Source organism: Streptomyces sp. NPDC031445 (assembly GCF_055581365.1).
On record NZ_JBVIJO010000010.1, the window covers coordinates 168,775 to 189,889 of the forward strand.

17 protein-coding genes are annotated in these 21,115 nt (G+C 73.0%); 6 read left to right on the forward strand and 11 right to left on the reverse strand.

Annotation, left to right across the window (positions count from 1 at the left end; translation table 11 throughout):
* Nucleotides 1-4: 4 nt before the first annotated feature.
* The gene (locus ACZ5DC_RS25595; protein ID WP_468656372.1) at nt 5-436 is read right to left on the reverse strand and encodes a MarR family winged helix-turn-helix transcriptional regulator; all 432 of its coding nucleotides are present in this window, start codon (nt 434-436) and stop codon (nt 5-7) included.
* 91 nt (nt 437-527) lie between these two features.
* Here ACZ5DC_RS25595 and ACZ5DC_RS25600 point away from each other — a divergent pair, with 91 nt between their 5' ends.
* On the forward strand, nt 528-1,991 hold the full coding sequence (locus tag ACZ5DC_RS25600; RefSeq protein ID WP_468656705.1) for a DHA2 family efflux MFS transporter permease subunit: 1,464 nt from the start codon (nt 528-530) through the stop codon (nt 1,989-1,991).
* A 144-nt stretch (nt 1,992-2,135) separates the two neighbouring features.
* Here the strand turns inward: ACZ5DC_RS25600 and ACZ5DC_RS25605 are convergent, their stop codons facing one another.
* Nucleotides 2,136-2,366 carry a hypothetical protein gene (locus ACZ5DC_RS25605; RefSeq protein WP_468656374.1) on the reverse strand — a complete coding sequence of 77 codons (231 nt, stop codon included), beginning with the start codon at nt 2,364-2,366 and terminating at the stop codon, nt 2,136-2,138.
* A gap of 229 nt (nt 2,367-2,595) precedes the next feature.
* On the opposite strand from ACZ5DC_RS25605, the gene ACZ5DC_RS25610 reads away from it, so the two are divergent.
* Entirely contained in the window at nt 2,596-5,262 is a 2,667-nt protein-coding gene (locus ACZ5DC_RS25610; protein ID WP_468656376.1) for a beta propeller repeat protein, read from the forward strand.
* 46 nt (nt 5,263-5,308) lie between these two features.
* On the opposite strand, the gene ACZ5DC_RS25615 is transcribed toward ACZ5DC_RS25610, so the two are convergent.
* On the reverse strand, nt 5,309-5,581 hold the full coding sequence (locus ACZ5DC_RS25615) for an acetyl-CoA synthetase (RefSeq protein ID WP_468656378.1): 273 nt from the start codon (nt 5,579-5,581) through the stop codon (nt 5,309-5,311).
* 385 nt (nt 5,582-5,966) lie between these two features.
* Complete coding sequence (locus tag ACZ5DC_RS25620) at nt 5,967-6,401, reverse strand: universal stress protein (protein ID WP_468656380.1); 435 nt, start codon at nt 6,399-6,401, stop codon at nt 5,967-5,969.
* Between the two features lie 553 nt (nt 6,402-6,954).
* Here ACZ5DC_RS25620 and ACZ5DC_RS25625 point away from each other — a divergent pair.
* Together ACZ5DC_RS25625 and ACZ5DC_RS25630 are read left to right on the forward strand one after the other, a co-directional pair.
* The gene (locus ACZ5DC_RS25625) at nt 6,955-7,875 is read left to right on the forward strand and encodes a zinc-binding dehydrogenase (RefSeq protein WP_468656707.1); all 921 of its coding nucleotides are present in this window, start codon (nt 6,955-6,957) and stop codon (nt 7,873-7,875) included.
* A gap of 83 nt (nt 7,876-7,958) precedes the next feature.
* Nucleotides 7,959-8,795, forward strand: coding sequence for an alpha/beta fold hydrolase (locus ACZ5DC_RS25630; protein WP_468656382.1), 837 nt, complete (start codon nt 7,959-7,961; stop codon nt 8,793-8,795).
* Nucleotides 8,796-8,957: 162 nt separating this feature from the next.
* Here ACZ5DC_RS25630 and ACZ5DC_RS25635 read toward each other — a convergent pair whose 3' ends face one another.
* From ACZ5DC_RS25635 to ACZ5DC_RS25660, 6 genes are all read right to left on the reverse strand, one after another.
* A complete protein-coding gene (locus ACZ5DC_RS25635; RefSeq protein WP_468656384.1) occupies nt 8,958-9,494 on the reverse strand; it encodes a GNAT family N-acetyltransferase in 537 nt (178 codons plus the stop codon).
* A 368-nt stretch (nt 9,495-9,862) separates the two neighbouring features.
* Complete coding sequence (locus ACZ5DC_RS25640; RefSeq protein WP_468656386.1) at nt 9,863-10,147, reverse strand: hypothetical protein; 285 nt, start codon at nt 10,145-10,147, stop codon at nt 9,863-9,865.
* Nucleotides 10,148-10,333: 186 nt separating this feature from the next.
* Complete coding sequence (locus ACZ5DC_RS25645) at nt 10,334-11,356, reverse strand: zinc-binding alcohol dehydrogenase family protein (protein ID WP_468656388.1); 1,023 nt, start codon at nt 11,354-11,356, stop codon at nt 10,334-10,336.
* Between the two features lie 196 nt (nt 11,357-11,552).
* Nucleotides 11,553-12,272 (reverse strand): hypothetical protein, encoded by a 720-nt coding sequence (locus ACZ5DC_RS25650; RefSeq protein WP_468656390.1) that lies wholly within the window; start codon nt 12,270-12,272, stop codon nt 11,553-11,555.
* Between the two features lie 27 nt (nt 12,273-12,299).
* Complete coding sequence (locus ACZ5DC_RS25655; RefSeq protein WP_468656392.1) at nt 12,300-13,142, reverse strand: alpha/beta fold hydrolase; 843 nt, start codon at nt 13,140-13,142, stop codon at nt 12,300-12,302.
* 455 nt (nt 13,143-13,597) lie between these two features.
* Nucleotides 13,598-15,607, reverse strand: coding sequence for an AfsR/SARP family transcriptional regulator (locus tag ACZ5DC_RS25660; protein ID WP_468656394.1), 2,010 nt, complete (start codon nt 15,605-15,607; stop codon nt 13,598-13,600).
* 449 nt (nt 15,608-16,056) lie between these two features.
* Here ACZ5DC_RS25660 and ACZ5DC_RS25665 point away from each other — a divergent pair, with 449 nt between their 5' ends.
* On the forward strand, nt 16,057-17,445 hold the full coding sequence (locus tag ACZ5DC_RS25665) for a dihydrolipoyl dehydrogenase family protein (RefSeq protein WP_468656396.1): 1,389 nt from the start codon (nt 16,057-16,059) through the stop codon (nt 17,443-17,445).
* Nucleotides 17,446-17,628: 183 nt separating this feature from the next.
* Here the strand turns inward: ACZ5DC_RS25665 and ACZ5DC_RS25670 are convergent, their stop codons facing one another.
* Nucleotides 17,629-17,877: a DUF2630 family protein gene (locus ACZ5DC_RS25670; protein WP_468656398.1), complete on the reverse strand. Its 249-nt coding sequence runs from the start codon at nt 17,875-17,877 to the stop codon at nt 17,629-17,631.
* A gap of 485 nt (nt 17,878-18,362) precedes the next feature.
* Here ACZ5DC_RS25670 and ACZ5DC_RS25675 point away from each other — a divergent pair, with 485 nt between their 5' ends.
* Nucleotides 18,363-21,083, forward strand: coding sequence for an ATP-binding protein (locus ACZ5DC_RS25675; protein ID WP_468656400.1), 2,721 nt, complete (start codon nt 18,363-18,365; stop codon nt 21,081-21,083).
* Nucleotides 21,084-21,115: the final 32 nt, after the last annotated feature.

Here is a 21,115-nt window from a genome sequence, read left to right on the forward strand (position 1 = left end):
GCCGTCAGACGGTGTGGTCGCGGATGCGCCCCAGCAGGGCCCGCAGGCGTGCCCGGTCGTCCGCGTCCAGGGCGGCGGTCGCCTCGGCGAGGGCGAGGCGGTCGATCTCCTCCGCCTCGCGGTGGCAGCGCAGCCCTTCCTCGGTGAGCCGCACCAGGAAGGCGCGCCGGTCCTGCGGGTGGCGCACCCGCTCCACGAGGCCGTCACGCTCCAGGCTGTCCACGATCGTGGTGGCGGTACGGGCCGCGATGCCCGCCATCTCGCTCAGGTCCCGCATCCGCAGCGGCCTCCGGGCCTGGGCCAGCATGCGCATGGCGCGCAGCCGGGCCACCGAGGCCCCCTTCTCCCGCAACCGGGCCTCCACGAACTGCCGTAGCCGGTACGTCGTCTCGTACAGCTCGTCGATCAGGATGTCGCTGCTGCCCTGCACTGCCATGGTGCCCAGTCTCCCCTGTCCCGCAGTATGCAAGCCATATGCTGAGTAAGCACATAGTGCGTATGCTCAGCATATGCGCCGACGTCACTCCGTGCTGTCCGCCCTGCCCGCCCGCATCAGCCAGCGCCTGGTCGTCCCCGTCGTGTGCGTCAGCGTGACGTTCATCGCGATCGTCGACGGAGCGATCACGACGGTGGCCCTGCCCTCGATCGCCCGTCAGTTCCGGCTGACCACCGCCGCGCTGGACGGGGTGGTCGTCGTCTACCCGGTCTGCCTGGCCATGGCCATACCGGCCTCGGCCTGGCTGGTCGAACGCTTCGGCGGCAAACGCGTCCTGCTGACCGCCCTGGCCGGCTTCCTCGGCTCGTCGCTGCTGTGCGGGGCGGCGGCCGGTCTCGGCCAGCTCGTCGCCTACCGCGCCGTACAGGGGCTGTCGGCCGGCGTCCTCTTCCCTGCCTCCGCCGCGCTGCTGTTCGGCACCTTCGACTCCGCCGAGCAGGTGCGCATCTCCCGCTACATGATCATTCCGCAGCAGATCGCCCCGGCCGCGGCCCCCGTGCTGGGCGGGCTGCTGGTGGACCACCTGTCGTGGCGGTGGGTCTTCTACGTCAATCTGCCGGTCGGCCTGCCGGCCGTGCTGTTCGGCGCGCTGTTCCTCGCCGGTGACCGCGGCGGCCGGCCGGGCCGCTTCGACCTGCCGGGCCTGCTGCTGAGCGCGGGGGCGCTGGGCACCGCGATGTTCGGCGTCAGCGAGGGACCCAACCGCGGCTGGACCTCACCCGCCGTCCTCGTCTCCCTCGTCCTCGGAGCGGTGCTGCTGGCCGCCGCCGTCGCCGTCGAACTGCGCACCGCTCACCCCCTGCTGCGGCTCGGGCTGTTCACCGACCGGCTCTTCCGGGACACCAACCTGATCAATCTGGTCGGTCTCGTCCCCATCATGGGCGCCCTGTACCTGAGCCCCCTCTTCCTCCAGCAGGCCCAGGGCCGCACGGCACTGGAGTCCGGACTGACCACCTTCCCCGAGGCGTTCGGCGTCCTGCTGACCGTGCAGATCGTCGGCGTCCTGTACGCCAGGGTCGGTCCGCGCCTGATCGTCGGCTGCGGCATGACCGGGGTCGGGGCGGTGCTGGTGCTCCTCGCCGGCTGCGACGCGGACACCGGCCTGTGGACCTTCCGGTGCTACATGTTCCTGTTCGGGGCCGCGATCGGCTGCTTCTTCATACCGACGACGGTCGCCTCCCTGGCCACCGTCGACCGGGCGGACCTCGCTCAGGCCACCATGCTCAACACCGTCGTCCGCCAGACCGGCGGCGCGCTCGCGCCAGCGGCGGTGACCACGGCCCTCGTCCTCGGCACCGCGCCGGACGCCGGCGCGGCACCACCCGTCACCGCGTACCAGCACGCGTACCTCGCCCTCGCCGCGATCGCGGCGGCGACGGCGGTCTTCACCTTCACCCTGCCCGACGGCCCCGCCCGCGCCGCCGCCCGCGGCAGCGCCACCGGGACCGGCCGGCCCGCTGTCCGCGGGCGCCGACGCGACCGGGTCGGCTCCTGACCGTCCCCGGGCGGCGGTGGACACGGGCCCGGCGTTGCGGGTGAGCCGTACGCCGGGCGCCCGGAGCAAGCCGTACGCCGGGCGCCCGGAGCCGAGGGAAGGCACGCCCTCACCGCGCAGCCGGGCGCCGGTGAAGGCCGGACGTCAGTCCTCGTCCTCGTCCCCGGGCAGGTGGAAGTAGACGGTCCCCGACCACCAGGGGCCGTGCTCGGTCGTCTCCGACGAGATCACCACGTCCTGGATCCCGGCCGGCCCCAACGCCTCCACGGCATCCGCCAGCCTCCGCAGGAGGGCCGGGACGCTGTCGCAGCCGGGGCCGGCGGGGTTGGCCTGCGAGAAGTGGCGCACGGTCCACTGCTTCGGAGTATCCCTCACGGACCGATCGTAGAAGACGCCGACGGCCCGTCAGCACGCGATGACAGGGACCGGCGGCCCGGCCCGGACCGACGAGACGCCGGCCGGTCCGCTCGCCCGCCACGGCCGCGTCCTGCCGGTTTTGGTGGCAGGTTCCGGTCAAAAGCTTCCCCAAGTGCCGGACACCCCTCGTCGCCGGTGGTCGGGTTCTCCACGACGGCTGTACAACCACCCGTGCTGGGAGGACCCGGTGTCAGCACCGACCCGCAAGAGACGATGGCTCACGATCTGCGCCATCACCGCGTCCGCCGCACTCGTCGCCGCACCAGCGGGCGCCGCGTCCGGCAAGAACAGGAAACCCTTCGGCGCGCGCGACCTCGCCCGCATCGCCGCCGAACGCGGCACGTCCGTACGGGCGCTCGGCCCGCAGGCGAAGGCCGAGGACGACGACGGCAACGAGGCCGACGAGATAGCCGAGGGGGCCGACCAGTACGCCGAGGCCCGCACCTCGCCCGGCATCGTCGCCCCGGGCGCGTACGGCGCCGCCTGGACCGGCTTCACCCACCTGCCCGGCACCGGCGGAAGCTGGCGCCACGTCACCGGCCTGCCGTACGACTCCGACGACTCCCGCTACCGGGACATCGACTCCAACTCCAGCGGCGGATCGGGCGAGGTGACCGGCCGGATGGCCGCGGTCGCCGCCGACGACGACGGGTACGTGTACGCGGGCAGCGCCGGCGGCGGCGTCTGGCGGTCCAAGCGGGGGGGCGGCCACTGGAAGCCGATCAGCGACGAGCTGCCGTCCCAGTCCACCGGCGCGCTCGCGCTCGACGGCGCCGGACGGCTGTGGCTGGGCACCGGCGAGGCGACCACCAACGCCGACGCCTACCTCGGCAGCGGTGTCTACGTCCTGTCCCACCCGCACGACGGCACCTTCTCCTCCCGTGACCGGGTCGGCGGCGACGAGCTGGAGTCCACCACCATCCACGAACTGCGCTTCGGCGGCGGCAAGGTGTGGGCGGCGACCAGCGCCGGCGTGTGGAGCCACTCCACGAGGACGCCGAAGGGCGCCTGGAAGCTGGAGTACGCGCCCAACCCCGACTACCTGCCGGGCGGTCCGAAGGACGACGACCCCGACGCCGCGTACAAGAACATCGCCAACGACATCGCGATCGACCCGAAGGACCCGGGCAAGGTCGTGCTCGCGGTCGGCTGGCGCAGCGGCGACGACTACAACGGTTTCTACACCAGGGTCCACGGCACCTGGACCCGTGTCACCAGCGGCTTCGGTGACCTGCCGACCGACGCGGACGGCGTCGGCAACGTCACCTTCGCCCGGTCCGCGGACGGCTCGCGCTACTACGCCGTCGACCAGTCGCCGGAGCAGCTGAACACCAACCCGGACAGCGGACTCGAGGGCGTCTTCGTCTCCAGGTCCGGCTCCCCGACCGGGCCCTGGACGAAGATCGCCGACTACAAGGGGCTGGCGGCCTCCGGCTCCGCGCTGACCACCGCCGGGTACATGCCGGGCGTACAGGCCTGGTACAACCAGTTCCTCACCGTCGACCCGAGCGACCCCGAGCACGTCTACGCGGGACTCGAGGAGGTCTACGAGACCAAGGACGGCGGCAGCACCTGGTCGACCGTCGGCCCGTACTGGAACTTCCCCTTCCCCTGCTGGAGCATCGACCCGGCCAAGCAGACCGGCGACTGCCACCAGACCCCCCACTCCGACCAGCACGGCGTCGCGATCGGCCGCTACCACGGCAAGAGCTTCGTGTACGTAGGCAACGACGGCGGCGTCTACAAGCGCCCGGTCAACGGCTCGCAGGACGCCTCCGGCCACGCCACCGACTGGACCTCCCTCAACGACGGCACCATCGACACCCTCCAGTACTACTCGGTCGGCGTCGGCAGGGACCTCGACCACGGCGGCCTCTCGGTCACCGGCGGCCTCCAGGACAACGGCCAGTCCGTCCTGCGCGGCGACGACGAGGTCATGGGCTCGAACTTCGGCGGCGACGGCGGCGACACGCTCACCGACCCGGCCGACGGCTGCCACATCGCGGAGGAGTACGTCTACCTCGCCGTCCAGGTGACCCGGAACTGCGCGGTCAACGACGGCGGCTGGGTCACCGACCCGGGCAAGGCCACCTCGTACAACGTCGCCCCGGCCGACAACGCCACCGGCGAGGCCCGCTTCATCGCCCCGCTCGCGGCCGACACGAAGGACAGCTCGACGTGGATCGCCGGCGGCCGGCACATCTGGGTGCAGACCCACGGCTACGCCATCCGCAGCGGCGACGAGTGGAAGAGCGTGTACGACCTCGGCGCCGGCCGCACGGCGACCGCCGTCGCGGCCTCGGGCGGCACGGTGTACGCGGCCTGGTGCGGACCCTGCAACAACCAGGGTTTCGCCCGCGGCATCTCCGTCGGGCACGTGGGGGACACCTCCCGGACGAAGTCCGGGGGAGGCACCGGCTGGCACGACATCAGCCTGCCCGTGGACGGGACCGTGCCCAACCGCTACCTGAGCGGCTTCGCCGTCGACCCGAAGAACGCCGACCACGTCTTCCTCGCGGTCAACGGCTTCTCCCGGCACTGGACCGAGGGCCCCGGCGCCGGCGTCGGCCACGTCTTCGAGTCCACCGACGCGGGAACCACCTGGAAGGACATCTCGGCGAACCTGCCCGACGTGCCGGCCAACTCCGCGGTCGTCACGCCGAACGGCGGTCTCGCCGTCGCCACCGACCTGGGCGTCGTCTACCGCGCGCCCGGCCGCACCACGTGGCAGCGGGTCGGCAGCCTCCCGGCCGTCGCCGTGCTCCAGCTGAAGCCGAGCCCCGACGGCGGCACCCTGTACGCGGCCACCCACGGCCGCGGCATCTACGCCGTCAAGGTGCGCGACCGCTCCTGACGCACACCGCGTGGTGAGGGCAGGGGTGACCCCGGGCCGTCCGGGGTCACCCCTCCCGCGGGTACGGGGTGACCGTCACGTCGAGGACGAACGCGACCCGTGCCGCTCCCGCCACGTCCGGCGCCTTGGCCGACGCGGTGATCCGGGCGACGCCGCCCCGGGCGCCCGCGGACCGCAGCGTGGCGTGCGCGGTGCCGTCGGCGTCCACGCGCCATCCGGACACCTGGACGAGGGCCGGTGCGGAACTGCGCACGGCCGTCCACCGCTCGTCATCCGTGCGGGGCCGCAGCACCAGCGACACCACGGTCCCGGGGCGCACGCACACCCGCCGCCGCGGCGGATCACCCGGCGCGACGGCGACCTCCGCCCGCCCCGCGACACATCCGGTACCCGTAGTACCGCTCGTCGGCGTGCTGCTCGCCGGCTCCGGCGAGCGGTCCCCGGACGCTCCTTTGGCTGCTCCGCCGCCGGGGGACGTGCCGCAGGCGGCCAGGACGACCACCCCGGCGACCGTCCACCCCGCGAACCGGCACCGCATCCCCGTACCTCCCTGCGTCAACCGCGCGATCGACCGGCTCCCCGTGTTCGAGCGGCGGTCGCTCAACGGCGCCTTGCGGGGGCGGTGTTCGCCCCGACAGACCCGGCGGGCTCGTCCTCGTCGCAGGCCAGGTGGGGGCTCTCCTTGGAGCCTGAGCCGCTCGCTGCTACTCGCCGGGACGCGTGTCCTCGGGGGCCAGCAGCACGGCGATTCCGCCCGTGTGCGCGACGGCGTCGCTGACCCGCGGGTTGAAGAGGGCCGCGACCGAGCCACGGTGGTGGGGGCTGACGACGAGCAGGTCCGCCTTGAACTCCTCGGCCGCGGCGGAGATGACGGAGGGAACCTGCTGCGTCAGGCTGTGCGCCAGGTGCCCCTCCGCCTCCACACCGAGCCCGCGGAGGGTTGCCAGGGCCTCTTCGAGAATCGCCTTGCCCTGTTCCTCTTCCTCCAGCTTCACGACGGTGTCGCCGGCGACCATGGACGTCACGACGTGGAGCACGTGGACCGTCGCGTTCGCCGGGCGGGCCAGCTCACCGGCCATCAGGAGGGCCGTCTTCCGGGCGGCGCTGGGATCGATGGCCACCAGGATGCGTTCGAACACGGCGTTCTTCCTCTCTGCGACCGCTGCGGCCGGGGCCCGGCGGTGGGGTGATGATGGACGAGGACGGAAGCCGACGTCCATCCAAAAAATATGACTGGTCATCTTATAAGTCAATATCAACAACGTACTGTTCCGACATTGTCAAGCAGACCGACCAATTGAGGTTATTCCTCAGGTGAGCGCCAGGGGAAAGCTGATCGAACAGAGGCGTGACCGCCGCGCTCCACCGGTGAACGGGGCCGACCGGCCCCCGGCCGGCACCGCACCGATGCCCCCTCGACCGTCACAGGCGATGCCGACGAGTGGTCGGCGGCTCGTACTGGCCGTCGGCCCGTGGTCAAGAGCGGGACCACAAACATTCCACTCCGGCACGCGACGCTGGGGCCGACGACCGGTGTGACGCACACGGACCACGCCTTCCGCGCACACTCGCCCCTCTCACACGGAGTTACCCATGGCCACGTATCGCGCAGTCGAGGTCGCCCCCGACGGGGGCCTGCGTCCCACTGAGCGGGAACTGGTCCCACCGGGCCCGGGGCAGGTACGCATCCGGGTGGAGGCGTGCGGCATCTGCCACAGCGACTCGGTCGCCGTGCGTCCGCATGACGAGGGGGAGCCGGGCCGGGTCCCAGGACACGAGGCCGTCGGCCGCGTCGACGCCCTCGGCGACGGCGTCACGGGGTGGAGCGAGGGCGACCGGGTGGGGGTGGGCTTCCTCGGCGGGCACTGCGGGGTGTGCGCGCAGTGCCGGCTGGGCGACTTCGTCGGCTGCACCGACCAGCCGTACACGGGTGTGCACGTCGACGGCGGCTACGCCGAGTACATGTACGCCCGGCAGACCGGCCTGGTGTCCGTGCCGGAGGAGATGAGCGCCACCCGGGTGGCGCCGCTGCTGTGCGCGGGGTTCACGGTGTACAACGCCCTGGTCGAGCACGTCCGGCAGCCGGGCGGCCTGATGGCCGGTGACCTGGTGGCCGTGCAGGGCATCGGCGGTCTCGGACACCTGGCCCTGCAGTACGCGCGGGCTCTGGCGCTGCGGGTGGTCGCGGTCGCGCGCGGGGCCGACAAGGAGGAACTGGCCCTCCGGCTGGGCGCGCACCACTACGTCGACAGCACGGCCACGGACGCCGCCGCGCAGCTCACCGGGCTCGGGGGCGCCCGGATGGTGCTGGCCACGGCGGCGGGCGGGGACGTGAGCCCGCTGCTGGCCGGCCTGGCCCGCCGGGGCCGGCTGGTCCTGGTGGGGGTGTCACCGGAGCCGGTCCGTGTCGCACCGCGCCAACTGGTCTTCGGCGCCGTGCAGGTGTCCGGCTCCCTCACCGGAACCCCGGCGGAGAACGAGCGGAACCTGGCCTTCGCGCAGGCCCATGACGTGGCTCCGATGGCGGAGCGGACGTCGCTGGCCGACGCGCAGGCGGCCTACGACCGGATGCTGCGCGGCGAGGCACGGTTCCGCATGGTCATCGGCGTCTGACGGCGGCGCACGCGCGTACGCCCACACAGCCCGACCGGCGCCCCGGAACGGTGCGCCGTCCTTCCTGAACAGGAGTCCTCAGTATGTCTGTTTACGTGGCCGATGCGGCCGAGACCCGGTACGTCGAGGGGCCTTCGGGTGAGCGTTTCGCCTACCGCAGGTTCGGCCGGACGGGCGGCCGTCCGCTGCTGATGCACATGCGGTTCCGCGGCACCATCGACCACTGGGACCCCGCCTTCCTGGAACCCCTGGCCGCCGAACGCGAGGTCGTCGTCTTCGACAACCGGGGCATCAACCTGTCCACCGGCGACGCGCCGGCCTCCATCGAGGACATGGTGGAAGGCTCCCTCGCCTTCATCCACGCGCTCGGCCTGACGGACATCGACGTCCTGGGCTGGTCGATGGGCGGCATCGTCGCCCAGGGCGTGGCACTGGCGGCCCCCGGCATCGTCCGTCACCTGGTGGTGGCGGGCAGTTCGGCCGGCGGTGTGCCCGACCTGCCGCCGCCCTCGGACCGCACCCGGCAGACCATGGCGAAGCCGGCCAACGCCGCCGAGGACTTCCTCTACCTCTTCTTCCCCGAGACCAAGGAGGCGACGGCCGCGGGCCGGGCGTCCCTGGAACGCCTGGAGCACCGGCTGAAGGACTCGCGGGCGGTCGTCGGCCCCGAGGCCGTACGCGGCCAGCTCGGTGCCATCGGCTCGTTCGGTGGTTACTGGCACCGGCAGGAGGAACTGACCCTGCCGGTCCTGGTCGCCAACGGCGCCCACGACGTCATGATCCACGCCTACGCCACCTACGCGATGTCGCAGAAGCTCCCCCAGGCCAAGGTGATCCTCTACAGCGACGCCGGGCACGGCTTCCTCTTCCAGCATCCCGACGACTTCGCCCACGACGTCAACCGCTTCCTGTCCGCCTGACCTGACCCGCACTGCCGCACGAGGGCCGTCCGCCCCCGCCGCCGGTGAGGCGCGCGGGGGTGCGGCTCCTGCACCGGGCACCGAACGGGGTCACCCGTCGGGTGTCCCACGCGGACGTACGTGGCCTCCGCGAGCCCGCGGACACACCTGCTGCGCACGGCGTCAGGCCGAAGCCCGGTCACATGTGTCGCACACCCGCCGGGGCGTGGCCTCCTCGGACACGGCCAGCACGAAGTGGACGATGCCGTCGCCGTCCTCCGTGCCGTCCCGCGTACCGCCCAGGGCTCCCGCCGGCGCGACGTGTGCGCCGAGCGAGTCGCAGATGGCGGCCATACGGCGGTTGTCGCGCGTCGTGACGACCACCGCTCGCCGTATGCCGAAGAGCGGCGCCCGGGACAGCGCCCAGCGTGCCAGTGCCGTGCCGAGGCCCCTGTCCTGCCAGCCGTCCTCCACGAGCAGGGCCAGCTCACCGCCGCCCTCGGTGCCGTCGGGCAGCAGGTGGGTGAGGGCGACGACCACGTCAGGGCGGTTCACGGGGCTCGTCACCCAGCTCGTCCCCTGCCGGGTCAGCCGGGTCCATTCGTGCTCACGCAGCGCGAAACGCCCGGTCTGGTAGCGGCTGAAGAGCGTCTGTGGGGAACAGCGGCCGTGCAGGGCGTTCACCGCGGTGAGATCCGCCGCCTCGGCTCGCCGGGTCACGGTCGTCCGGCCCGAACGGGTGCGGATCCGGTGGCCCCCGGCTCCGGGCGTGCCGGCGGAAGGGGCTGTCGGGGCATCAGGTGTCACGGTGAGGTCCTGTATCGGGCGTCGGGCGCAGGCGTCCGCGCCGTGGTCGACATGTGGGAACAGTCCAGCGGGGAAAAGGGCTGCCCGCTACCGTCGAACGACTGTCGGCGGGGAAGAAGTGACCGACGCCCCGGCGGTCGGCCGCGCCGTCCCCGGTGGCCGCGACGGTGGGCTGTGGAATCTCCTCCGGCGGGCGCACCGCACGTGACCACGAACCTCCTGGTGAACCTCGGGACGGCCACATGTGACCCGTCACTTCCCGAGGCGCCGGCCCGGTCCCGTCAGGAGGCGCGGGCGGGTTCGGGGGCGGCCTTCACCAGGCCGGCCCGCTGCCAGTCGGCCACCTGCTCGTGGAGGAGCCGGCGAACCGCCGGGACGTCGGCGTTCCACGCGCTGCCGAGCACCGCGGCGGCGGCCCGGACGTTCCCGCCGTGCTGCCGCAGGGCGATCCACATGGCGGTGGCCTCGGGTGCGTAGGAGTAGGGGGCGCCCTGGGGCGACAGCAGCGTGAGCGCCCCGTCCTCCGCGATGCCCGCCGTCACCCCGGCCTCGATCACGATGTGCACGTCGTCACGACTCCCTTTCCGGCGGCGCTTGCGGAAAGCACGCCTCATGTGTCCGAAGCCGCTTCGCTCACGTTCCCCGATGTGAGCCGAAGACACCTGGGTCCGCCGTGGGCAGGGCGCCAACGTGCGACCTGCCTGCCCGAACCGTCGGGACCCGGGTGCGCGGCGCCCCGTCTCCCGGCCGTCTCAGAAGCCGGTGAGGGTGATCTTGCCGATGGCGGTGCCGGATTCCATCATGCCGTGGGCCTGCCGCAGGTTGGCCGCGTTGACGGGGCCCAGGTCCCTGGTCGCGGTGCTGACCATGACGCCGGCGTCCACCAGACGGGCCACCTGGGTGAGGATCTTGCCCTGCCGGTCCATGTCCGCGGTCCGGAACAGGGAGCGGGTGAACATGAACTCCCAGTGGAAACCGATGCTCTTCGCCTTCAGCAGGCCGACGGGCAGATCCTCGACGTCGTCGATCGCGACGATCTGCCCGAACGGGCTGAGGACCTCGGCGTAGGCGGTCAGGTTGCGGTCGGTCCCCGCGGTGCTGAAGACGTGGTCGATGCCGTTCGGGGCCACCTCGGCGAGCTGCGGCGGCAACGGCCGGTGATGGTCCACGATGTGGTGGGCGCCCATGCGGCGGGCGAAGTCGACGGTCTCCGGGCGGGACGCCGTCCCGATCACCGTGAAGTCGGTGAGCGCGTGGGCCAGTTGGCTGACCACGGCGCCGACACCACCGCCGGCCGCCGTCACCAGCAGCGAACCCGTCTCGTCGATCGGGTCCTGGTGCAGTCCGATCCGCTCGAACAGACCCTCCCACGCGGTGAGGGAGGTCAGCGGCAGCGACGCCGCCTCGGTGAAGGTCAGCGTCGTCGGCTTCAGGGCGACGAGACGCTCGTCGACCGCGTGGTACTCGGAGTTGGCGCCCGGCCGGTCGAGCGCTCCGGCGTAGAACACCTCGTCGCCGGGCCGGAAGTTCTCCACTTGGGAGCCGGTCGCGACGACCGTGCCGGCGGCGTCCCAGCCCAGCACCCGCTCACGGCCCTTCGGGTCCTGGTTCTTGCGGACCTTGTGGTCGACCGGGTTGACGGCGACGGCCTCGACCTGGACGAGCAGGTCACGGGGGCCGGGTTCGGGGACGGGCAGCTCGACGTCGAGGAGGCTCTCGTCGTCGGTCACCGGCAGGGACGCGCGGTAGGCGACGGCGCGCATGGTGGTGGTCATGTCGCAGGGTTCTCCTGGTCGGACGGGTCGTGATGAGGACGAGGCCGCTCGGGCGGCTGGACGGCGGTGCGGCTGGACGGCGGTGCGGCCTCGGGTTGCGTGGCTCGGTACCGGGTCACGCCCCCGCGCACCGGTCCGCCGCGGTGGCGCCCGTGTGAAACCGGGCCCACCGCGGCGGAGGCGCGCGGTGCGCGGGTCAGGACACCGCGACGTTCTCGAGCCGGACCGAGACGACGAGCGGGTCGGGGACCTTGTCGCCGTTGTCGTCGCGGCTGTAGATCATCCGGGTGGTGGGGATGACCAGGCCGGACACCTCCTGGTGGCCGGAGACGTAGTGCGCGGCGGGGGTGTTCCCGGCGATCTCCACGCTGTAGTCGCGCCGGCGGATCAGACCCTGCGCGTCGACGTACACGGTCTGCTCGGTGCTGAGGGTGGCGATGCTGTCGGGGAAGGTGATGTGCAGGCGCCGGAACTTCTCCCCGTCCTCCGTCCACGGGCCGATCTCCTCCGTCCGCACGCCGGGGTAGGTCAGCGAGAGCGGCTCGGCGAGGTACGTCCACATGGCGCTGCCGGAGAAGTAGGCGAGCTGGAGCCTCGTCCACGGCGTCATCAGGTCGTGACCGGCGAAGGAGGCGCGGGGATCGGTCAGTTCCTCGATCACGTTGCCGTCCTGGTCCTCCACCGCCACGCGGCCGGCGGAGAACGCCGTGTGGTGGCCGGGGTGGAAGAACGGCTTCTGGGTGACGTACTCGCGGCGCAGGTCGACCGTGACGTCGACGTCGTTCAGGGCGCCGGGGTGGCCCTTCATGCCCCACAGGGCGCCGCCGAAGAACTGCCGCGCGGTGATCCGGCTGGCCTCTTCCCAGCGGGCGCGTCCGCCGTAGGCGTCGAAGATGGTGCTGAGCAGGTCGGACATGGTGTTCTCCCGATGATCTGGCGACGGTCAGCCGAGGAAGGCGTTGACGTCCTCGGCGGCTTCGGCGGGGTACTGGAACAGCGAGGCGTGGGCGGCGTCGGGGTAGATCCGGATCCGCGCGTCCGGGATCAGGCCGGCCATCAGGTGGCTGTTCCTCGTGGGGATCATCAGGTCGTCGTCGCCCTGGATGATGAGCGTGGGGCACTGGATGCCGGTGAGGCGCTGCAGTGCGGAGTGGTCCGGGATGCCCCACTCCAGCACGGCGTCGTACTGGGCGTCACGCGAGGCGAGGCTGCTGGGCACGTCCCGGCCCTCGGTGCGGGCCGTGAACCGGCCGAGGAACTCCACGCCCTTGGCCTGGCTGGTCTCGGTGTGGGCGAAGAAGATGTAGAGCAGGTCCTCGCCGGTGGGCACCTCGGCGCGGGCGTGCGTCTCGATGTCCTTGCGCCAGCCGTGCATGCCCGGGGCGCCCTTGGGACCGGTCCCGGCGAGGACGAGACGGCGGACCAGGCGGGGCCTGACCAGCGCGATGTCCTGGGCGGCGAAGCCGCCGATGGAGAAGCCGAGCAGGTCGACGCGTTCCAGGCCGAGGGCGGCGGTGAAGGTGATGATCTGCTGGGCCATCTGCGCGATGGTGGTGGCGAAGGCGCCGGTGGAGGAGGCGACACCGGGGTAGTCGACCAGGATCACCTCGCGTTCGGCGGCGAGCGCGTCGACCAGGGCGGGATCCCAGTTGTCGAGGTTGCCGGTGAAGTGCTGGAGCATGACGAGGGGGACCTCGCCGCCGGAGCCGAGCCGGCGGTAGGCGTAGCGGACACCGTCGGCCTCGACGAACTGCGTCGGGGCGGTGTGGTGGGTAACAGCGGACATGTCTCTCCCTGCCGGACGGGGGTCGGAATCTGGGGGTGGCGCAGCCGGGGCGGCTTTCCGCGGGCTCGCCGTCCGTTCCGGAACGGGCCACGCGCTGCCTCCCGAACAGCATGCGGAACGGGCAGTGGAAACTTTGTGGCGCGTGTCTTGACGGGGTCGCTTCCGCGCCGCTCCCCGCCCGCCGGGCGAGCGGGCCGGCCGCCGGCGGAGTCCGAACGCCGCCTGGGCGGTGCCCGGTTGAGCCGTGCAGGCCCCCGCGGGCCCGGCAGCGAGCCGCCGGGCGCGAGCCGTATCCAGCCGTGCTCCGTCTCCGGCCGCGCGCCACGTCGTACGGCGTGCGGGCCGCCACGCCGTACGGCCTGCCGGTCGCCCCGCCGTACGGCCTGGGCGGCGGTACGGCACTCGCGGCCCGCGCACACACCTGCCGCACCGGCTGTGTTCAGCACCGGGTGTGTTCAAAGGGCCCATTCCTCCAGGTGTGCGTCGGCCCGGCCGGGCAGCGGCCGCGCCACGGGCCGCGCGGAGCGGCGGGAGTGCACGTACGAGCGCCGTGGAGCGGCCGGACGGTCCGCTTCCGCTACCCGGCCGAGCTCGTCCGCGTAGGCAAGTACCAGGTCGTGCGCGCCGTACCGGTCGCGGCCCCGGACGTCCAGCAGACGGGCGCGCACCAGCTCCCCGGCGGCCGCGGCCGCCGCCTCCCGCGTGACACCGGCAGCCCTCGCCAGGGCGGCCGTGCCGACGTCGGGGGCCCGGAGCAGGGGGAGCAGGCGGAAGACGCGCCTGGCCTCGGCACCGAGCGTCCGGTAGGACCAGGAGAAGACACCGCGCACGGCGTTGGCGCTGTCGTCCTCGTCGAAACCCCCGAGGCCGCCCTGCGCGGCGGCCAGTTCGGCGGCCAGCCGGGTCAGCGGCTGCTCGGGACGGCTCGCCGCGCGGGCGGCCACGAGGGCCAGGGCGAGCGGCAGCCGGCCGCAGCGCGCCACGATCTCCTCGACGACGGCCACGCCCGTGTCGGTCCGCGCGGGACCGACACGGCGCAGGAAGCACGCCGTCGCCTCGGCCACCGAGGGCACGTCCAGGGAGAGCAGCCGTGCTCCGTGCGCGGTGGCCAGACCGATCAGCCGGCTCCGGCCGGTCACCACGACCATGCACGCGGAGGTTCCGGGCAGCAGCGGCCGTACCTGCTCCGCGTCGGACGCGTTGTCGAGCACCACCAGCACGCGACGGCCGGACAGGACGCTGCGGAAGAGCGCCGACCTGGCCTCCGTGGAGGCGGGGATGCGGTGCCGGTCCACGCCCAGTGCTTCCAGGAACCCGTGCAGCACGTCACCCGGATCCGCGGGGTCACCGTGGTCCGCGAAGCCGCCCAGATCCGTGTAGAGCTGCCCGTCGGGGAAGTCCGCCGCCACGCGGTGGGCGAAGTGGACCGCCAGCGCGGTCTTGCCGACTCCGGGGATGCCGTCGACGGCCAGGACACGCAGGCCGTCGCCGCCCCGGTGCGCGGTGTCCAGCGCCTGGCCGAGGGCCCGCTCGCGTCCGGTGAACGAGGGCAGGTCCGGTGGCAGCTGGGCGGGCTCGATCCACGGCGCCCGGGACGGCGGGAGCGGCGCCGCGGGCGGCGTCCCGGACCCGGTGGCCGCCTGCACCCGGGGCTCCGCCGGCCCGCCGCGCAGCACGCTCTGGTGGGCGGCCCGCAGCTCCGCCCCGGGGTCGACCCCCAGCTCCTGCGACAACCGGGCCCTGATGGTCTGGTACTGCATGATCGCTTCCGCCTGCTTGCCGTCCGCGGCCAGCACGAGCAGCAGGGACGCCTGGAGCGCCTCGTCGAGCGGGCAGCGGTCGGCGGCCTGCCGGACGGGCAGCAGGACGGAGCCGGCCCGGCCGCAGCCCAGGGCCGCGGTGGCCGCCTCGCACACGGCCGGAGCGTACTCGTGTTCCACCATGGCGAAGGCCGGGTGCACCGCGGCGACGGCGCCCAGGTCCTCCGCGCAGTGGCCCTGCCACAGGTCCAGCGCCTCCAGGTACAGGTCGACGGCCCCCGGGAGGTCGCCCGTGGCGGCCGTGGCGCGGGCCCGCCGGACCAGGTCGCGGAACCTGAGCAGGTCCAGGCCGTCCGCGTCGACACGCAGCAGGTAGCTCCCCGCCTGCCGGACGAGCCACCGGCCCGGCGACCTGATCGGCAGGCCCGGTTCCAGCAGCCGCCGCAGCGAGCCGACGTACCGGTGGACCGCGTTCACCGCGCTGACCGGTGGCTCACCGTCCCACAGCAGGCCGATGAGTTCCGTCAGCGGGACCGGCCGTCCCGCGCCCGCCAGCAGCGCGGCGAGGAGCAGGCGTTGCTGGCGCGGGCCGAGCGGGAGTTCCTCCTCGGCCCGCCAGGCCCGCACCGGCCCCAGCAGCGTGAAACGCACCGCTTGTGCCGGCCCTTGTACTTCGCCGATGCGTAGACGCGGTGTCACGGGCATCGAGGCGTCCTCCTTTCACCGTCCGGACGGTTTCCCGGCAGCGGTCCGCCGCCTGTGCACCGCCGTACCCCTCCACGGGGTGGTGCTCCGTCCGGCGGCCACGCCGAAAAACTAGGTCCCGGCCGCACGGTGGTCATCAGTCGGTTGACTCACCGCGGTGGACGGCACCCCGGCCTCCCCCCGGCGGGCCCGCCGCGACCCCCGTGACGACCGCCGAAGCCCGCGTCCCGGCGGCCCGGCGGACGTGTCGTCCCGCCCCCGTGTCCGCCGTCGCGCGCCCCGTCACAGCAGCACGGGGGAGGGTGTGTGGCATCGCGCCGCGGACGGACTGGTCATTCGACTGATGCGTCCACCCGTGACAGCGGCGAGGCTGGACCGGGGCGGCCGGTGTGTGACGCGCCGGCCGTCCCGCCCACCGCTTGTGCACGGCCGAGGAGGACGAAGAGCGAATGAACGTTGCGGAGGAAGCCGTGGAAGACGTGGACCTGCTGGTGGTGGGTGGCGGCAAGGCCGGCAAGACGCTCGCCATGGACACCGCGCGGGCCGGCCGCAGAGTGGTCATGGTGGAACGCGGGATGATCGGCGGCACCTGTATCAACGTGGCCTGCATCCCCACCAAGACGCTGGTGACCAGCGCCCGGCTGGCCCGCAGGGCCGGCACCGCGCAGTCGCTGGGGATCCGGCTGGGGACGCCTCGGGTGGACCTGGAGCTGCTGCGCGCGCACAAGGACGGCGTGGTCTCCGGCATGGTCGAGCTCAACCACCGGCAGTTCCTGGACAGCGGCATGGACTTCGTCCTGGGCACCGCGCGCTTCGTGGCGGAGCGGACGGTGGAGATCGACCTCAACGACGGGGGCCGCCGTGTCGTACGCGGCACCGACGTGGTGATCAACACGGGGACGACGCCGCACATCGCGGCCATTCCCGGCCTCGCCGAGGCGGAACCGCTGACCAGCGAGAGCATCATGGACCTGCGCCGCGTCCCGGACCGGCTCCTGGTCCTCGGCGGCGGTTACGTCGGCCTGGAGTTCGCGCACATGTTCGCCGCGTTCGGCAGCCGGGTGACGGTCCTGGAACGCGGCCCCCACCTGCTGCGCGGCGAGGACCGGGACATCGCCACGGCCCTGGCGGACTGCCTCCGGGAGGACGGCGTCGAGCTGATCACCGACGTCACGGTGAAGGAAGTGGTCCGGGAGCGGGAGACGGTGCGGGTGCTGCTGGAGGACGGGCGGACGCTGACCGCCGACGACATCCTCGCGGCGACCGGCCGGGACCCCGTCACGCGCGACCTCGGCCTGGAGGCGGCGGGGGTGCGGACCGACGACCGCGGGTTCGTACGGGTGGACGACAGGCTGGCGACCGACGCCCCGCGCACCTGGGCGGTGGGCGACGTGGCCGGCAGCCCGCAGTTCACCCATGTGTCCCTGGACGACTACCGCATCGTCAAGGCCAACATCGACGGCGGCTCCCGCAGCACGGCCGGCCGGCTGGTGCCCTGGAACCTGTTCACCGACCCGGAACTCGCCCGCGTCGGTCTCACCGAGGAGCAGGCCCGTGCCACGGGCCGTTCCATCAGGGTCGCGAAACTGCCGGTCAAGGCCATCCCGAGGGCGCGCACCCTGCGGGAGACGCGGGGTCTGTGGAAGGCGGTGGTCGACCGGGACACCGAGCAGATCCTGGGTGCCGCCCTGCTCGGCCCCGAATCGGCGGAGGTGCTGTCCGTGGTGCAGACGGCCATGTGGGCCCACATGCCGTACACCCGTCTGCGGGACGGCATGATCGCGCACCCGACCATGGCGGAGGGACTCAACGCGCTGTTCGCCTCCTGGGCGGACTGAACGGCCGAGCCGTCCGCCGCCCGGCGGCGACCGGAAACGTTCCCGGTCGCCGCCGGCATGCCGGGCAATTGCGTACGTCGGGGACGCCCGGACGGGAAATCAGGGACTCAAGCGACCCAACTTCCGGATGTACCACGCCGCTCGCGTGCGCCTCGCGCTTCCTGCCGCGCGCCACGGCCACCGTCAGGACCGGTAGTTCTCCACCTGGGACTGCGGCCGCACACGGGCCTCGTCGGGGTCCTCCCCGAACTCGGTCCTGGCCCGCCGCTGCCGCAACAGGTCCCAGCACTGGTCCAACTCCCGTTCGAGCGCGCCGAGCCGGTCACGCTCCGCCGCGCGGTCCGCGCCGCCCCCGGCGAGGGAGTCCCGCAGCCTGCGTTCCTCGTCCGCCATCTCCGTGATCCGGTGCAGGATGCGCTGGTCGGTTTCCATGGGTGTGCTCTCCTCGTTCATCGGAATGCGGCGGCCCGGCCGGCGCGCCTCATCACGCGGTCGGGCGACGACATGTCATCCGGCCGGGCACGGCGTGGGGCACGGGACGCCCTCGGCCCCCGATTCTTCCCTCCTCACCGTCCGGTGTGATCCGTTGTTTGACTTACCGGTCCGGACGGGAGCCGCCGCCACACTCGATGGCATACGGTGCCCCCACCGAGCGGGAAGCGGGGCCCCGGCGGAGTGGAGCGTCCCGGACCGCGGCGCTCCGCACAGGCTCTCCGCGGTCGGGCAACCCGCGCTCGTGGTGCACGGGGACGACGACCGCGTCATCCCGCCCGCCGCGTCCCGTCCGCTTGTCTTAAGCGCTCCGAAACCCGGCCGATACCAGTCGACCGACAGATGCGTCGCCCGCCCGCCGGCAGCCACCATGTGAGCGCCGGCAGGGGCAACCGCCCTCCGGCGTGGGAGGAACGTTGTCGTTGGTGGGCCGTACGTCCGAGTTGCACGCACTGGAAGCACTGCTGGTCGAGGCGGAGAACGAGGGAGCGGCGCTGCTGCTGCGGGGCGACCCCGGGGTGGGGAAGACCGCGCTGCTGGACGCCGTGACCGCCCGCGCCCGCTCTGGCGGGGTGCGCGTGCTCCAGGTCGTCGGGGTCGAGAGCGAACAGGAACTCGCGTTCTCCGCGCTGCACCAGCTCCTCTATCCGCTGTTCGACCACCTCGACGGGCTGCCGGCCTTCCAGAGCGGTGTGCTGGAACAGGCGCTCTCCATCCGTGAGGGCTCGGCGCCGGGACGCTTCGCCATCTCGGCGGCGGCGCTCGCGCTGCTCCAGGCCGCGTCCCGGCGACGGCCCCTGTGCGTGGTGGTGGACGACGTGCACTGGATCGACCGTTCCAGCGCCGAGGTGCTCACCTTCATCACCCGCAGGCTCGGCAGTTGCCGGGCGGCCTTCATCATGGCCGCGCGCAGCGCCGCACACGGCTTCCTCGACCCCACGGGCCTGCGCGTGCTCGACGTCGGACCGCTGCCGGCCCCCGACGCGCTGGCGCTGCTCGACAGCAGTCACCCGGGACTGGCCGAGACGACCAGGCGGCGCCTGCTGGACGAGTCGGAAGGCAACCCGCTCGCGCTGGTGGAGCTCGCGAGCCAGCTCACCGACGCCCAGCGGGACGGCGCCGAAGCCCTGCCGGCGAACCTGCCGCTCAACAGCCGCCTGGAGAGCGTGTTCGCCGACCGCGTCCGGCAGCTCGGCTCCGTCACACGTTTCGCCCTGTTGCTGACGGCCCTGGACGGAGAGCGCCCCGGCAACCTGGGGGACATCCGGGCGGCCTTCGGCGCGGGCGGCGAGGAGTGGGACGACGGCCTGCTGGAGACCAGCGAGCGCACCGGACTGGTCCGTGTCGACCACGTAGCGGAGCAGGTCACCTTCCGGCACCCCCTGGTCCGCTCCTGCGTGGTGCACATGTCCCCGGCCGGACGCCGCAGAGCCGCGCACCGCGCGCTGGCCGGGGTCCTGACGGCGGAGCCGGAACGGCGTGCCCTGCACCTCGCCCACGCCGCGGACGACCCCGACGAGGCGGTCGCCGTCGAACTCACCCGCGCCGCGGAGCGGGCCGTGGCCCGTGGCGGCGCCGCGGAGGCCGCCACGGCGTACCGCCGTGCCGCCGAACTCAGCCAGGACCCCACCGAGCGCACCCGCCGCCTGGAACAGGCCGCGTTCGCCGCCGGCATCGCCGGACTCCTCGGAACGGCCCACGAACTGGCCGGCCAGACCACGGAGTCACTGCGGGGCGCGGCAGCCGCGGGCTACGTGCAGTTCCACCGGGAGGGGGACATCGACGCGGTCTACCGCGTCCTGCCGCCCGCCATGGAGGCGGCGCGCGGAAACACCGTCCCGGCCGACACGGACGCGTTCGACGACGCGTTCTACGTCCTGCTCAACGCGGCGGTGTGGGGCGGCCGTGCGGAACTGTGGCCAGCCGTGTACCGCGCGCTCGACCGGGTCTCCGAGTCCGCGCGCATGTGCTTCGACTGCGTCGCCGACCCGGCGCGCACCGCTCACGACGTGCGGGAACGACTCGACAGGGCGACGGCCGCACTGTCCCCCGACACCCCCCTGTGGCGCGTCACCTGGCTGATCTACACCGCCATGTACCTCGACTGCTTCACGTACTACGACGGCGTGTGGCGGGAGGCCGTCGGACACGGCGCGTACGACAGCCTGCGCTTCGGCGTGGTGGCCAGGACCCACGAGGCGTTCATGCGGGGGGAGTGGGACAGGGTCCAGACGATCGCCAGTCAGGGCTTCGCGGACGCCACCGAGCACGACTACCACCTCATCCACATCATCTTCACGTACGGGCTGGCCATGGTCGCGTCCGGCCGCGGGGACGAGGAAGCGCTGCGCCGGCACTGCGACACGATCACCGCGTGGGCCCAGCCGCGCCGCATGCAGCTGCTGATGTCCACCGTGAACGAGACCTGGGCCCGCGCCGCGGTCGGCCGCGGGGACTTCGAGGAGGCCTACCTGCTGACCTCCGCGTTGACCCCGCCGGGAGAACTGCCCTCGCACTTCCCCCACTTCTCGCGCGTGTACCTGGACCTCGTGGAGTCCGCGATGCACACCGGCCGGACCGAGGCGGCCCGCGCACACGTCGAAGCCGGCCGGCAGGCGCGTCTGGACGCCATCTCACCGCACCACGCGCTCATCCTCGCCGCGGCCGCCGCGGTCGCCGCGCCCGACGACGAGGCGGGTGCGCTGTACGAGGCGGCCCTCGCGGTCCCGGACGCCTCGCTGTGGACCTTCGAGTACGCCCGCCTCCGGCTGTGGTACGGCGAGTGGCTCCGCCGGCGCCGGGAGTACACGGCCGCACGCGTCCAGCTGAGCGTGGCGCTGGACCTGTTCGAGCAGCAGTTGAGGGCTCCGCTGTGGGCGCAGCGCGCGCGGGACGAACTGCGGGCGGCCGGCGTGGGCGTCGGTGTCGCGGACGCCAGGGCCGGGGTGCGGATGAGCGCGCAGGAGCGTCGTATCGCGGAGCTCGCGGCGAGCGGCCTGTCCAACAAGGAGATCGGCAGGCAGCTCAACATCTCGCCCCGCACCGCCGGCGCCCACCTCTACCGGGTGTTCCCCAAGCTGGGCATCACCACCCGCGCCGCCCTGCGCGACGCGCTCAAGGCCTTCGACGAGGCGAACGGCACGTGACGGCCGCGCCGGCCGGGCCACAGTCCCCGGCT

Excerpts from the sequence above, each read along its gene's own strand:
- ACZ5DC_RS25670 (WP_468656398.1), bottom strand. The coding sequence starts at position 17,877 with ATGGAAACCGACCAGCGCATCCTGCACCGGATCACGGAGATGGCGGAC.
- ACZ5DC_RS25665 (WP_468656396.1), top strand. The coding sequence starts at position 16,057 with ATGAACGTTGCGGAGGAAGCCGTGGAAGACGTGGACCTGCTGGTGGTG.
- ACZ5DC_RS25660 (WP_468656394.1), bottom strand. The coding sequence starts at position 15,607 with ATGCCCGTGACACCGCGTCTACGCATCGGCGAAGTACAAGGGCCGGCA.
- ACZ5DC_RS25645 (WP_468656388.1), bottom strand. The coding sequence starts at position 11,356 with ATGACCACCACCATGCGCGCCGTCGCCTACCGCGCGTCCCTGCCGGTG.
- ACZ5DC_RS25595 (WP_468656372.1), bottom strand. The coding sequence starts at position 436 with ATGGCAGTGCAGGGCAGCAGCGACATCCTGATCGACGAGCTGTACGAG.
- ACZ5DC_RS25650 (WP_468656390.1), bottom strand. The coding sequence starts at position 12,272 with ATGTCCGACCTGCTCAGCACCATCTTCGACGCCTACGGCGGACGCGCC.
- ACZ5DC_RS25655 (WP_468656392.1), bottom strand. The coding sequence starts at position 13,142 with ATGTCCGCTGTTACCCACCACACCGCCCCGACGCAGTTCGTCGAGGCC.
- ACZ5DC_RS25630 (WP_468656382.1), top strand. The coding sequence starts at position 7,959 with ATGTCTGTTTACGTGGCCGATGCGGCCGAGACCCGGTACGTCGAGGGG.